9 protein-coding genes are annotated in these 15,298 nt (G+C 42.0%); 8 read left to right on the plus strand and 1 reads right to left on the minus strand.

The features are described 5' to 3' along the window. Positions 1-94 precede the first annotated feature (94 nt). On the minus strand, positions 95-586 hold the full coding sequence (locus G458_RS0114020; protein WP_026952454.1) for a hypothetical protein: 492 nt from the start codon (positions 584-586) through the stop codon (positions 95-97). Positions 587-972: 386 nt separating this feature from the next. Between G458_RS0114020 and G458_RS20865 the strand changes: the two genes are divergently transcribed. The 8 genes from G458_RS20865 to G458_RS0114060 all read left to right on the plus strand — a co-directional run bounded on the left by G458_RS20865 (position 973) and on the right by G458_RS0114060 (position 15,278). Further along, entirely contained in the window at positions 973-3,633 is a 2,661-nt protein-coding gene (locus tag G458_RS20865) for a M16 family metallopeptidase (RefSeq protein WP_169719273.1), read from the plus strand. Between the two features lie 327 nt (positions 3,634-3,960). Continuing rightward, on the plus strand, positions 3,961-7,500 hold the full coding sequence (gene smc / locus G458_RS0114030; protein ID WP_026952455.1) for a chromosome segregation protein SMC: 3,540 nt from the start codon (positions 3,961-3,963) through the stop codon (positions 7,498-7,500). A gap of 90 nt (positions 7,501-7,590) precedes the next feature. Then, positions 7,591-8,157, plus strand: coding sequence for a hypothetical protein (locus G458_RS0114035; protein WP_026952456.1), 567 nt, complete (start codon positions 7,591-7,593; stop codon positions 8,155-8,157). A gap of 12 nt (positions 8,158-8,169) precedes the next feature. Beyond that, positions 8,170-9,624 (plus strand): class I SAM-dependent DNA methyltransferase, encoded by a 1,455-nt coding sequence (locus G458_RS0114040; RefSeq protein WP_026952457.1) that lies wholly within the window; start codon positions 8,170-8,172, stop codon positions 9,622-9,624. After that, positions 9,621-10,847: a restriction endonuclease subunit S gene (locus tag G458_RS0114045; RefSeq protein WP_026952458.1), complete on the plus strand. Its 1,227-nt coding sequence runs from the start codon at positions 9,621-9,623 to the stop codon at positions 10,845-10,847. The genes G458_RS0114040 and G458_RS0114045 overlap by 4 nt, the downstream gene beginning before the upstream one ends. After that, positions 10,844-12,250, plus strand: a complete 1,407-nt coding sequence (locus G458_RS0114050) for a KAP family P-loop NTPase fold protein (protein WP_026952459.1) — start codon at positions 10,844-10,846, stop codon at positions 12,248-12,250. The genes G458_RS0114045 and G458_RS0114050 overlap by 4 nt, the downstream gene beginning before the upstream one ends. Next, on the plus strand, positions 12,250-14,661 hold the full coding sequence (gene hsdR / locus G458_RS0114055; protein WP_026952460.1) for an EcoAI/FtnUII family type I restriction enzme subunit R: 2,412 nt from the start codon (positions 12,250-12,252) through the stop codon (positions 14,659-14,661). Before G458_RS0114050 ends, hsdR begins: the two co-directional genes overlap by 1 nt. 2 nt (positions 14,662-14,663) lie before the next feature. Then, positions 14,664-15,278, plus strand: coding sequence for a hypothetical protein (locus tag G458_RS0114060; protein ID WP_026952461.1), 615 nt, complete (start codon positions 14,664-14,666; stop codon positions 15,276-15,278). Positions 15,279-15,298 lie beyond the last annotated feature (20 nt).

A 15,298-nucleotide genomic window follows, 5' to 3' on the forward strand; every position in this document is an offset into this window, starting at 1 on the left:
AAATCGGAAAGCGGATGTAATGTTTACAAAAATGCCAAGAAAGACTAAAAATTTTTGGCTTTAAAAGAGAGACCCTAAAGCCATGTTTATTTGATTAGAAGTGTTTTCTATTCAAAATTTCAGAAAGCACAATTGCTTCTTTGACTGACTTGGGATTTCTCAGCTTTTGCCCATAAGGATTCACTTTTTTGGGCTTGAGAGGATCATCCTCAATTTTCAGAATGGGGGTTTTCAGCAAGGAAGGAATATCCGCAAATTCCTGATTTGGGATCTTTTTGTTAGCCTTAAAAGTCCCCTCATAGTACCTGGTTTCATCATCTTCTTCTTCCTCTACCACTTTCTTGGGTATCGCCCGGCGCTCATGAACTGGGATGGGTTTGGGAGCTGGGGCTGCTGGTTCAGGCCTTTGAGGGTTTTGAGCCTCCCGGATTTCTCTCAGCAAATCATCAAACGTCACTCCCTTTTGTGGTGCTTGAGAAGTAGGCTCAGTGGAATCCGGAAGTTCCTCCCCTCCCTTTTTCTTGGTCATTTGATAGATAAAATAAGCAATGACCGCTACGATATAGATGATATTCCCGAAGTCCATTTTGTGAGAGTTTAAAGTTTAAAGTTAAAAGTTTAATGGGAATACTATTGAAATACTTGGAAATACGCTTCGCGAAATATGAAAAGAAATACAGTGGAAATACATAGAAATCCGCTTCGCGAAGTAGTTATTGGTGTATCTGGATATCTCAATGGTATTTCGCCGACTGAAAGGAGGCATATCTCTGCCACTACCAATTAATTATCCTTTTTACAACATTTCACATTTTCAATATATGCATATAGATAATTTTTTATGTAGATTACCTAACCTTTTCAGTTTACATATTACTAATATCAATTTCTATGAAAAAAATACCCTTTTTTTTCACACTGATTTTTGCATTTACTCTCAGCTTTTCAGTGTGGAGCCACAATTCTGTCAGGATGGAAAATCCTGCAGATCCCATAAAAGTTACCTCGGTGGAAGGAATTACAGAATACCGTCTTGAAAACGGTCTTCGGGTCCTTCTTTTCCCAGATCTTACCAAAGAAACCATCACGGTAAACATTACCTATTTGGTGGGGTCCAAGCACGAAAATTACGGAGAGACAGGTATGGCTCACCTCTTGGAGCACTTGGTTTTCAAAGGAACACCCAAACATCCCAATATCCCTCAGGAACTTACCGAAAGGGGTGCTAGGCCTAATGGAACCACTTGGACGGACCGTACCAATTACTTTGAAACCTTCAATGCCACAGAGGATAACCTGCGCTGGGCTTTGGATTTGGAGGCCGACCGAATGGTCAATTCCTTCATTTCTGCCAAAGACTTGGAAAGCGAAATGACCGTCGTTCGAAATGAATTCGAGTCCGGAGAAAACTCTCCTTTTCGGATGATTATTGACCGGACGCTATCTGCGGCCTATCTCTGGCATAACTATGGAAAAACGACCATTGGAGCCAGATCTGATATCGAAAATGTCCCCATTGATCGTCTTCAAAATTTCTACCGAACCTATTACCAACCCGATAATGCGGTTTTGGTAGTGGCTGGAAAAATCGACGAAGCCAAAACACTTCAGCTGATCAATGAGTACTTCGGCGCTATCCCAAAACCAAGCCGTGTTTTACCTACTTTTTACACTCAAGATCCGGATCAAGATGGTGAAAGGAGAATCTCTGTTCGACGTGTAGGCGACACCCAACTTATTGCTACAGCCTATAAAATCTCAGCCCTTTCCCACCCCGATGCTGCTCCGGCTGCCTTGTTGAATTCCATTCTTACCGACAACCCATCCGGGAGAATGTACAAATCCATGGTGGATACCCAGCTCGCCAGCTATGTTTTTGGAAATACTTTCCTCTGGAAAGATCCCGGAATCTTGATCACCATGGCGGAATTGTCCAAAGACAAATCAAGAGAAGAAGCTCTTGCGGCCATGCTAAAAACTCTGGAGGAGTTGAAATCCAACCCAGTAACTCAAGAAGAAGTGGAAAGAGCCAAAAACCGATGGATTCGACAATTTGAACTTGGCTACAATTCTTCCGAGAGAATCGGCCTGCAACTCAGTGAATACATCGGCGCAGGAGACTGGAGATTGATGTTTATCCAGCGTGACCGGATCAAAGCCACCACCCTGGAAGATGTACAACGGGTGATCAACAATTATTTTAAAGTGGATAACCGCACAATCAGTGAATTTATTCCGACTGAAAAACCTGAAAGAGCTACCATTCCTCAGGCGATCGACATCGACGCATTGGTCAAGGACTACAAGGGCGGAGAAGCTTTGGCCATGGGTGAAGCTTTTGACCCAAGTCCAAGCAATGTGGACAGCCGCACCAGCAGCTTTACCCTTGACAATGGCATGAAAGTGAGTTTGCTCAGTAAAAAATCCAGAGGAAACTCAGTCAACTTTATGTTTACTTTCCGCTTTGGAAATCCTGAGAATCTCAAAAACATGGCTGAAATCGGCAATATGACCGGTAGCCTTTTGGACAAAGGAACAAAAACCAAAACCCGTGAACAGATCAAAGATGAACTGGATCGTTTGAAGTCTCAGGTAAACTTCTTTGGAAGTGCCACTTCCCTGACTGTAATGGGGCAGACTACCCGGGAAAATCTTTCTGGAGTTTTGGCTTTGATTCAGGAAATCCTTCAATCTCCGGCTTTCCCACAAGAGGAACTGGACAAGTTGATCATGGAGCAAGTGACCGGAATAGAGTCCTCCATGAGCGATCCGACCTCCTTGGCCTTCAACAGAATCAGCAAGCATATGAATATGTATGAGCCAAGCGATCCCCGCTATCCAAAGTCCTTTGAAGAAAGCATTGCTGCGCTCAAGGCTGTAAAAATCCAGGATGTCAAAGACTTCTATGCCAATTTCTATGGTGCAAATCAGGGTACAGGAGCTATTGTAGGTGATTTTGAGGAAGAGGAAATTTCTTCTCAGTTGAAATCCATGTTTGAAAATTGGAACAGCAAAGCAGATTATGCACGGCTAGTTGCCATTCCAAGCAATAAACCTGCAATCAACGAAGCCATCGAAACTCCGGATAAACCAAACGCCTTCTTCTTGGCCATGCAGGCATTGGAGATCAAAGATTCAGATCCAGACCATGCTGCATTGACTTTAGGTAATTTTATGCTAGGCGGAGGTTTCTTGAATTCCAGATTGGCTACCCGAATCCGGCAAAAAGAAGGGCTGAGCTACGGTGTAGGTTCTGGTTATTCAGCAGGTTCCTTGGATCCATCCGGAGTTTTCCAAGGCTATGCGATCTATGCTCCAGAAAACTTGGAAAAGCTTGAAATTGCATTCAAGGAAGAAATCCAAAAAGTGCTGGACGAAGGATTTACGGCCGAGGAAGTGGAAGCCGCCAAGGCAGGTTGGCTTCAGGGCAGATCTGTCAATCGCTCCCAGGACAATTACCTCGCAAGTGCTTTGAGCAACAACCTTTTCCTTCAGAAATCTATCTTGCGGGAGCAGGAACTCGAGGATCAAATCCGGGCCCTGACTCCGGCACAGATTCAGGAAGCGATGAAGCGGCACATTGATCTCAACAAAATGTCCATCGTTAAGGCTGGAGAATTCACCAAAAAGTAATTGATTCTATAAATTCCCAAAAACCTCCTGGAGTAATCTGGGAGGTTTTTTTTTGATTTAGGTAAAAAATAAGGCGAGAATGGTAAAAAATTAGGATTTACGAATTACGATTTACGACGCTTTGTTGATCTACAAACCTGGGTAAGATTCCGGCAGCTTCAGCAATGGAATCCGAGTATTTATATTGGGAATTAGGAATGGCTTTCCTTTTTGACCTCGTAAATCGTAAATCCAAAATCATAAATCCCTAGCGCGTATTTCTATAAAATATTGCCAAATCACCCAATCCATGCTATTTTGTTAACTTTTAGAAGGAGGTAAAAAGGAATGCTGCTTAGTAAACTGGAAATCAAAGGTTTCAAAAGTTTTGGGGATAAAATGACGATCCACTTCGACAAGGGAATTACCGGCGTGGTGGGTCCCAATGGCTGTGGCAAGTCCAATGTCGTCGATGCCATCCGATGGGTACTCGGGGAACAAAAGTCCCGAATGCTCCGCTCCGACAAGATGGAAAACGTGATTTTCAACGGCACTAAAAACCGTAAGCCTTCCAACCTCGCGGAGGTTTCCCTGACTTTTGAAAACACCAAAAACCTCCTCCCTACCGAATACACCCATGTCACCATCACCCGTCGCTACTACCGATCCGGGGAAAGTGAATACCAAATCAATGGGGTTACCTGCCGACTGAAGGACATCACCAACCTTTTTATGGACACGGGGATCAATTCCAACTCCTATGCGATCATCGAGCTCAAGATGATCGACGAGTTGCTGAATGACAAAAACAACTCCCGACGTGAACTCTTTGAGGAAGCGGCTGGCATCTCCAAGTTTAAAACCCGCAAAAAGGAAACTCTCCGCAAATTGGAGGATACCGACGCGGATCTTTCTCGTGTGGAAGACCTGCTCTATGAGATTGACAAAAACCTCAAGTCTCTGGAAAAGCAGGCCAAGCAGGCGGCCAAATACTTCGAAATCAAAAAGGATTACCGACTGGCCAGCATCAACCTGGCCAAGAAATCCATCGAGCAATACGCTCAGAATCTGATTGAAGCGAATTCAAAAATCCAGAATGAGTCTGACCGGAAGCTTCAGATCCAAACCCAAATCGCTGATCTGGAAGCCCAGCTCAGCGAACTGAAAGCCGACCTGATTCACAAGGAAAAACTTCTCTCCTCCCGTCAGAAAACCCTCAACGAGCACGTGAATAAAATCCGGGCTTTTGAGTCGGAAAAGAAAATCAAAAACGAACGCCTCCGCTTCCTGGAGGACCGTTCCCAGGCTTTGCGCGAGCAAATAGACAACGACCGCAAGTCCAATGACCGCGCGGGATTCTCCATTCGCTCTCTGCGGCAGGAGAAAGAGTCTGCGGAAAAGATTTTGCTGGAAAAAGAAACCATCGTCTCCCAACTACGGGAAGAATACGATGCCCAAAAACTGTTTGCTTCCGAAAAACAGCAAGCCCAGAAAGAGGTGGCGCAGCAGTTTGACAGCTTCAAGGAGCGAGTGTATCAATTGGGCAAGGAAGTGGAGATCAAACAAATCCAGCTCTCCACCCTCAAGCAGGAGCTCGAGCGAACTTCCTCCGACGATACCTCTCAGGAAGCCAATCTGGTGGAGTTTGAGGATAAAATGGTGGAGTTGAAAACCCAGCTGGATGCTGCTCAGGCCGCTCATGAGAGCCTGAAAGTCAAGCAGGAAGACCAGGATCAAAAGATCGATCAGACCAACAAGGTCATCGAAATGATCCGGGAGGAATTGACCACTTCTTCCCGTAAGCTGGACTCCAAAACCAATGAATTCAACCTGACCAAATCTCTGGTCGAGAATCTGGAAGGCTTTCCCGAGGCCATCAAATTCCTGAAGAAAAACCAAACCTGGGGCAAGGATGTCCCCCTCCTCTCCGATCTCCTGACCACGGACGAAAAGTACCGGGTCACCATCGAGAATTACCTGGAGAGCTACATGAACTACTACGTGGTGGACACCGAGGGAGAAGCTATTGCAGCCATTCAGCTCCTCAGTGATGCCGCCCGGGGAAAGGCCAACTTCTTTGTTCTTGAGCATTTTGAGCGCTTCAAACCCAGCCAAACCAAGCTCTTTTCCAATGCCATTCCTGCCACGGAGATCATCGAGTTTGATGTCAAATACAGCCGTTTGATCAGCTTTATTCTGGACAATGTGTACCTCGTGCAGGGGGACTACAAGGAATTCCCTCAGGATCCGGACTGCATTTTTCTCTCCGAATCCGGAAAATATACCAAGCGTAAATTCTCCCTTTCCGGGGGTTCTGTAGGGCTTTTCGAAGGAAAAAGAATCGGCCGGGCCAAGAATCTGGAAAAGCTGGAAAAAGAAATCAAAGAACTGGGCAAAAAGGTCAGCAGCACCCGCTCCAATCTGGATCAAAAACTCAGCGACTTGCTCAAGCTAAAGGAAGTCAGCTTTAAGAAAGAACTGGAAATCAGCCAGCAAAACATACAGGAACTCAGTGGAGCCTATGTCTCCATCCGCACCAAAAAGGAGCAGTTGGCTGAATTGCTGAGCTCCAATGCCAACAAGCGGGAGGATATCCTGGACCGCATCGCGGCTTTGGAAGAAAGTCTAAGCGACATCCAGCCCCGATTGGCGGAGGAAAAAGAGCAGTTTGAAGGACTGGCAGAAAAGCTGGCCCTGCTCAACGAAGAACTGGAATTGGAAAACAAAACCCTGGCGGAAAAGTCCCAGACTTTCAACCAGGAGAATATCACCTATATCCAGCAGGTCAACCGGGTGAATAGCCTGGATCAGGAGATTGAGTTTAAGCAAAATGCCTTCGAAAGCTCCAAGGAACGCATCGAAAAGGCGCAGGCCGAACTCTCACAACTGGACTCTGAGATCAAAACCCTGCTCGAAAACAACGAAATCAAAGACGACGAACTGATCGAACTCTATTCCGAAAAGGAAAGCATCGAAAAGGGCGTGACCGAAGCGGAGAAGCAATATTACGGAGCTCGCGGACTGATCGATGAGACGGATACCCGCATCCGAAGCTTCCAGAAGGCTAAGGAAAACTTTGACCAACTCCTGCAGGAACTCCAAAAGGCGGTCAATGAGATCAAGCTCAAGATGAGCGGGATGAAGGAAAGACTGAGCGTGGAGTTTGAACTAGATTTGGATCAGCTGATGGAAGAAAATCCGGCTTTGGATCCTGAATTTGTAGAATTCGAGGAGCAGGAACTCCGAGAATTGGTGCGCAAGCAAAAGGAAAGACTGGAAAAGATCGGCCCGATCAACCCCATGGCCATGGAGGCCTACGACGAGATCAAGGAGCGATACGATTTTATCTCCACCCAAAAAGAGGATCTGATCAAGGCCAAGGAATCCCTGCTGACCACGATCTCTGAGATCGATCAGGTGGCCAAGGAAACCTTCCTGGATGCCTTTACCAAGATCAAGGAAAACTTCGTGAAAGTCTTCCGCTCTCTCTTTACCAAGCAGGACGACTGCGACCTTACTTTGGTGGATCCGAGCAACCCTCTGGAGTCTGCGATTGAGATTATGGCCAAGCCTAAGGGCAAGCGACCATTGACCATCAATCAACTTTCAGGAGGGGAAAAGACCCTGACCGCCACTTCCCTACTCTTCTCGATCTACCTGCTGAAGCCTGCGCCCTTCTGTATTTTCGACGAGGTGGACGCCCCGCTGGACGATGCCAACATCGACAAGTTCAACCAGATTATCCAGCAGTTTAGCGGAGAGTCCCAGTTTATCATCGTGACGCACAACAAGCGCACCATGGCCAGCACGGATATTATGTATGGGGTAACGATGATTGAGGCCGGAGTCAGTAGAGTGGTTCCGGTGGATTTAAGGGAGTTGGCTTAGAAAACTGACAATTTTTGCCGTTTATGAAAATATGTTCAAAACTTTTGAACTATAATTTTATATTGTGTAAACCTTTTTTAAAACATTTTTATGGCCACTCTTAAATACTTTGCAGATTTTCCAGAATTAGGAATTCCAGACGCACATATAGACGTAATTTATAAGGATGGAAAATTTTTAGATGGCACAACAAAGATGGAATTATCGCTAGAGTATAATTCTCAACTTTATCCAGAAGGAATCCATCTCAAATTGCTCGTTCCACTTTTCGCACTCAATCCAGAGGAACAAAAAGCACATATTAAGGTAAAGCGGAAGCTCTTCTTAAAAATCGGGTCGTTACTTTACTTTGCTATTGACGATCTTTCCTTCTATTGCGAATTGGAAAATGATCTTTATCTGATTCAAGTTGGAAATCGGACTGCCAAATTATCCCCCTGTAGTTGCAAATTGAAAGGAGCAGATGATTCTAGAGGAAGACCAGTGTCACCTTTTCATCAAAAAACCTATGATTCATTGAATCAACTTTATACAGGTACATCCATGGATTATTTTGGACATAGAAAATACCATATAGGAAACGCCTTCAAAAAATTTTCAACACGAGATCGAAAAACCCTTCAATACCTGAGAGACACCTTTTCTTGGGAAGATTAATTACAAATAAACATGTTCGAACAAACCTTTAAAAACGTCGACGATATCCTTCATAAGGATGCAGGCTGTGGCTCAGAGTTAGATTATGTGGAGCAGACTTCCTGGATTCTTTTTCTCAAATACCTTGATGATTTGGAGCAAGATCGAGCTACCGCTGCTGAACTCGAGGGCAAGGACTATACTCCCATCATCGGAAAGGAGTACCAATGGAGCACTTGGGCTGCTCCTAAACTGGCTAATGGAGACCTCGATCATCACAAAGCCCAAAGCGGAGACGATCTAAATGACTTTGTGAACAACAAACTTTGGCCCTATCTCAAAAGCTTCAAGCTATCTGCCCAAAGTCCGGATACCATCGAATACAAAATCGGGGAGATCTTCTCCGAACTGAAAAACCGCATCCAAAGCGGGTACAACCTTCGGGAAGTGATCAACCTGATCGATTCCTTGCGTTTCCGAACCTATGCCGAAAAGCACGAAATGTCTCACCTCTACGAAGGAAAGATCAAAAACATGGGAAATGCCGGTCGAAATGGAGGAGAATATTACACCCCTCGCCCCCTAATCACCACCATCATCAAAGTGGTTAATCCTCAAATCGGAGAAACCGTCTACGATGGAGCAGCAGGATCGGCAGGCTTCCTGTGCGAGGCCTTCGAGTACATGCGAAAAAGTAAATCCCTCAGTACCGCTGAATCCGAAATCCTCCAAAAGCGCACCTTCTACGGTAAGGAGAAGAAATCCCTAGCCTACATCATCGGGATCATGAATATGATCCTGCATGGGGTCGAGGCTCCGAATATCATCCATACGAATACGCTTGCGGAGAATCTGGCAGATATACAGGAAAAAGACCGCTACGATGTGGTGCTGGCCAATCCTCCTTTCGGCGGAAAGGAACGAGCGGAAGTACAACAAAACTTCCCGATCAAAACCGGAGAAACTGCCTCCCTATTCCTACAGCACTTTATCAAAATCCTTCGGGCAGGCGGACGAGCAGGGATCGTCATCAAAAACACCTTCCTCAGCAATACGGATAATGCCTCTATTGCCCTACGTCGCCAACTCCTGGAAAACTGTAACCTCCATACGGTCCTGGACCTCCCGGGTGGAACCTTTACTGGTGCCGGGGTAAAGACCGTGGTGCTTTTCTTCGAAAAAGGAAAACCCACCCAAAAGGTATGGTTCTACCAACTGAATCTAGATCGAAACTTAGGCAAGACTAATCCCCTGAATGAAAATGACCTAGCCGAATTCGTAAAACTTCAGAAATCCTTCGCAGAGAGTGAAAACTCTTGGAGTATCAATGTGGCCGAGATCGATCCAGAAACTTGCGACCTTAGTGTCAAAAACCCCAACAAAAAAGAAGAAGCTCCCCTACGCTCTCCACAAGTCATTTTGGAAGAAATGAAATCCTTGGATGAAGAAAGTGCCGAAATCTTAAACTCAATTATGGAATTGATATGAAGCAGAATTGGGAAATAAAAAAGTTGGGGGAAGTATCTGATGTTGGTGCGGGAAATTCTGCACCACAAAAAAAAGAATTATTTGACAATGGAAAATTCCCATTTTTTAGGACATCTGATGTTGGACAAATACGAAAAGGGTTTATTGAAAGAAGTGTTGACTATTTAAACGATAAAGGAATTAAGGGTTTAAAACTTTTTCAAAAAGGCACAATTCTTTTTCCTAAAAGTGGTGCATCCACATTTTTGAACCACCGAGTGATGATGAATGTGGATGGATACGTTTCAAGTCATCTAGCAACTATTAAAGCAAAATCAAAAATTGCGGACGATAGATATTTGTTGTACTACTTAATAACTATTGATGCTAAGGACTTAATGCAAGACATTGCTTATCCCTCCTTGAAAACCTCAGATATAGGATTAATTCCTATCCCCCTTCCCCCTCTCCCCGAACAACAGCGCATAGTTTCCATTTTAGATGAGGCCTTTGCCGCTATAGCCAAGGCAAAAGCTAATGCCGAACAAAACCTCCAAAACTCCAAAGAACTGTTTGAAAGCTATTTGCAGGGGGTGTTTGAGCAAAAAGGTGAGGGATGGAAAAAAACTTCTCTTAAAAACGAGATAGAATTATTGTCAGGATTTGCCTTTAAGAGCAAATTTTATTCAGAAAGAAATGAAGATATTCTGCTTGTTAGAGGAGACAATATTATGCAAGGCTATTTTAGATGGGAAGATGCCAAAAGGTGGAATAGTGACGAATTCGAAGAATACAAAAGATTTCAGCTTTTTGAAAATGACGTAGTCTTAGCTATGGATAGACCATGGGTAAAAGCAGGACTTAAATGTGCTATGATTTCAAAAAATGAAATCCCATCTCTGTTAGTTCAACGAACCGCTAGCCTAAGGTGTAAGAAAGATCTAGATAGCTCGTTTCTTTTTTATTTAGTAAAATCTGTGGCCTTTACACGTCATTTATTGGGAGTTCAGACTGGAATTGGAGTGCCACATATTAGCGGCAAACAAATTCTTGATTTTAGTTTTTATAAACCAGAATTAAAAGAACAACAAATCATCGTCCGCCAATTAGATGCCCTGCGAGCCGAAACACAAAAGTTGGAAGCGGTGTATCAGAAGAAAATTGAGGATTTGGAGGAGTTGAAGAAGAGTATTTTACAGAAGGCGTTTGCGGGGGAGTTGACTTGTAAGGGGGTTGAGGTATGAGATCTTTAAGAAGTCGAGAAGTTGAAATTGTTCCTGGAAATCCATTTGAAAATTGTAAACTGGATAGAAAAAAGTATGCAGAAATTCTTACACAAATTATTGAGAATTACTCTGATGGGTTTGTTTTATCGGTGAATAATAAATGGGGAGAAGGAAAAACCACATTTATTAAAATGTGGAAAGTTTACCTCGGAAATAAAGGGTTTAGAAATGTCTACTTTAATGCTTGGGAACACGACTTCGGGCAAGATCCAATGGCTGCCATTCTATCAGAAATTAAATCCCTAAATTTTGGAAATAAAGGTCAATTAGAAGGAATTATAAAAAAAGCAGGGAAGTTATCTATTCAACTTGTCCCAATTCTTTTGAAGGCAGTGGCAGATAAATATATGGATACTAAATCTTTTGCTGATGGCATAAAAGAATTAGGGGATAAAGCGATTGTTGCATTTCAAACAGAAGTGGATGAATATGCAAAGAAAAAAGAGGGACTTGAAGAATTTAAAAATGCCCTTGCTGAATACGTTTCGACGCTTGAAAAACCATTAGTTTTTATAATTGATGAACTCGATCGTTGCAATCCAAAATATGCGGTTGAAGTTCTAGAAATCATCAAGCATTTTTTCTCTGTTTCTGGAATTGTATTTGTTCTTTCTATTGACAAAGAACAACTTGGAAACGCAATAAGAGGTTATTATGGAAGCGATCTTATAGAAGCAGACGAATATTTAAGAAGGTTTATTGATGTAGAATATTCAATACCTACGCCTCAAACAAAAAAATTCAATGAGTACCTTTACGAGTCTTACAAATTCAATGAATTCTTTTTCTCTGTAGAAAGAATAAAATATCCTGAACTTAAATCTGATGCAGAAATTCTGTTAAAAATTGCTGATATATTATTTACAAAAACAAAGGCAACATTAAGGCAACAAGAACGAATTTTTGCATTAACTCGCTTAATATTATTTTCATTCAATAGCAATCAGTACACCTTCTCAAATTTACTTTTCATTTTAGTTTATTTAAAAACACTTAGGAATGATTATTTTATAAGAATTTCAAGTTTTGAATTAAGCATTCAAGAATTAAGTGATTTGTTTTATGATATAATTTATAGTGAAAACAGCTCATTGGGTAGTATTAATTTGTTATATGTTGAAGCTCTCTTATTATGGTTTTATAACAATGATAAAAAATATGAGTATAAAATTAATTTAATTCAGAAAGATGATTCTGATAAAATAATCACTCCTATAAAATCAAAACTTGAAATAAAATTTTCCAAATCTAATTTAGCTCAACTTTTTGGGCACATTTCAACTCAATGGAACTTTGAAAGAATTGGGTTAAGCTATTTGATAAATAAAATTAATTTGACAGAACCATTATCAATTCAATAATGAACGAATCTGAAACCCGAGCCGAATTAATTGACCCCAAGCTGAAAGAAGCTGGTTGGGGTGTCATCGAAGGATCGAAGGTCCTCCGGGAATACAAGATTACGGCAGGGAAGATTCAGGTGGGTGGTCGTGGGAAACGGCAGATCGCGGATTATGTCTTGGTCTATAAAGGGACCAAGCTAGCCGTCATCGAAGCCAAATCTGCTGATTTGGAGGTTGGAGAAGGAGTCATGCAAGCCAAGCAATACGCAGATAAATTAAAGCTTGCTACCACCTATTCATGCAATGGTAAACAGATTTATCAAATCTGCATGGAAACGGGATTGGAAGGTTTGGTGGATGAATTTTTAAGTCCAGATCAGCTTTGGGAAAAAACCTTCCCGATCAAAGTCGGAATTACTTTTGAAGACTATTCAGAGGAATGGAGAGAGCGCTTTGCTTCGGTTCCTTTTGAAGATAAATCAGGAACATGGGAGCTTCGCTACTACCAGGAAATTGCAGTTGCAAAAACCTTAGAGGCGATCGCCAGTCAAAAAGATAGGATATTACTCACTTTGGCTACTGGAACAGGGAAAACCGCTATTTCCTTCCAGATTGCTTGGAAACTTTTTCAAACACGCTGGAGCCTACAAGACAGAAACAAAGATCCAGAATATGCATACCGGAGACCGAGAATTTTGTTTTTGGCAGATCGGAATATTCTTGCCAATCAAGCCTACAATTCTTTTTCAGCTTTTCCAGAGGATGCACTCGTCCGAATCAAACCAAACGAGATCAAGAAAAGCGGGAGAGTTCCAACTAATGGAAGTTTGTTCTTCACCATCTTCCAGACCTTTATGTCGGGAACGGATGAGAACGGGAAGCCTGCCCCCTATTTCGGTGATTATCCCAAAGACTATTTTGATCTGATCATCATTGACGAATGTCACCGAGGAGGCGCACAGGATGAAAGTAATTGGAGAGGGATTTTGGAATACTTCTCCCCTGCCGTTCAATTGGGTTTGACCGCTACTCCCAAGCGGAAAGACAATGTGGACACCTACCGATATTTTGGAGAACCCGTCTATGTGTATTCCCTCAAAGAAGGCATCAATGATGGATTTTTGACTCCCTTTAAGGTTAAGCGAGTTCAAACCACCTTGGATGATTACATCTACACCTCCGATGATGAAGTTTTAGAAGGGGAAGTTGAGGAAGGAAAACGATACGAGGAGAAAGACTTTAACCGGACCATAGAAATTGTAGAACGAGAGCGAAAGCGCGTACAAGTCTTCCTTGCCGATTGCAACCAAAAGGAAAAATCCATTGTCTTCTGCGCGAATCAAGCCCATGCGGCTTTGATACGAGACTTGATCAATCAGGAAAGCAAAAGTAAAGATGCCTTTTACTGCGTTCGGGTGACTGCCAATGATGGGGAAGAAGGAGAGCGACAGCTTCGGGAGTTTCAAGACAATGAAAAAACTATCCCAACAATTCTGACTACCTCTCAAAAACTCTCCACTGGAGTGGATGCCCGAAACGTACGGAATATTGTCCTCCTTCGCCCGGTCAATTCCATGATTGAGTTTAAGCAAATTGTAGGTCGAGGAACACGAGTTTATGATGGCAAGGAATTCTTTACCATTTATGATTATGTGAACGCTTACCATCACTTTGCTGATCCTGAGTGGGATGGCGAACCTGCTGAGCCAGAAGGAATAATTAGTGATCCCCCTACTACTTGTAAAGACTGTGGAAAGCTTCCTTGCGAATGTGTAAAAGAACCACCAGCACCATGTGTGGTTTGTGGGGAATTCTCTTGCATCTGCGAAAAGAAATCCAAGAAGGTAAAGGTAAAATTAGCTCGAGGAAAAGACAGGCAGATACAACACATGATGTCCACTTCTTTTTGGAGTGCTGACGGAAAACCTATTTCTGCGGAAGAATTCTTGAATGATCTATTCGGAGAATTACCCAAACTGTTTAAAGACGAAGAGGAATTGAGAGCCATTTGGGGAAATCCGGTTACTAGAAGAACCATGCTGGAACGATTAGATGAATTAGGCTTCCCAAAAAGTGATTTGATCACTTTACAAAAGCTAGTCAACATGGAAAAGAGTGACTTGTTTGATGTGTTGGAATATGTCTTCAATGGAGATTATATTGCCAAATCCAGGGAAGAACGAGCCGACTTAGCCAAGAAATCCATTGTTCCTTTGTTGAACCCCAACCAAAAGGATTTCATCGACTTTGTATTAGAAAAATATATAGAAGCCGGGATCGATGAACTGGATGATTCCAAACTTCGAACCTTAATCGAAAACAAGTATCAGAGTCTTCCAGATGGGTTAAGTGTATTGGGTAATGCCGGGGAAGTGAGAAAGATGTTTATTGATTTTCAGCAGTATTTGTATCAGGAAAAGGGGGCATAGAAATGAAGACAAAATTATACTTGATACCAAGAAACTTTCCTTATTTTGAGCAATCAAAAATTGACACTCCTTTTTATTTAGTAGATGAAAGAACAGGAGAGGTTTTACATTTTTTTTATAAAAAGAACAATATTTTAGAGGATTTAAAAAAAACTATAAAGGGAATAAAAAGGATAAATTGGATTTTAGATTCTAAAAATATTGATATCGAAGAGGTCCTATATGATCAAGAGAAATGGAAAGTAGTAAAGGAAAAAATTTACTCCTGGCATGAAAGAAAAAAAGAGAGTCCTTATTTATTATTAATAATTGAAAAAGGAATATTTCAGATAGAAAAAAATAAACCAAGATTCCTTTTTGATTTGGTAAATTCTACAACTGGTGAAATAATTGTGTCTGAATCTTGTTCTGATAAGTCGTATGCAATAATAGATTTAAAGGAATCACTTATGGATATTAGAAACGAAAAATGGGAAATATATGGAAATAGATACATTATTAAACATTTATCTGAGACAAATATATCATCAAAAGAAATTGAGAAAAAAATAAATATCTGGAGACGAAAGAAATCATTAGAAAACTCCTTATATTATTTCAAAATAAATAAAATATAATAATTATTTATTAATTTTTT

The organism is Algoriphagus mannitolivorans DSM 15301, assembly GCF_000429425.1.
Lineage (GTDB): Bacteria > Bacteroidota > Bacteroidia > Cytophagales > Cyclobacteriaceae > Algoriphagus > Algoriphagus mannitolivorans.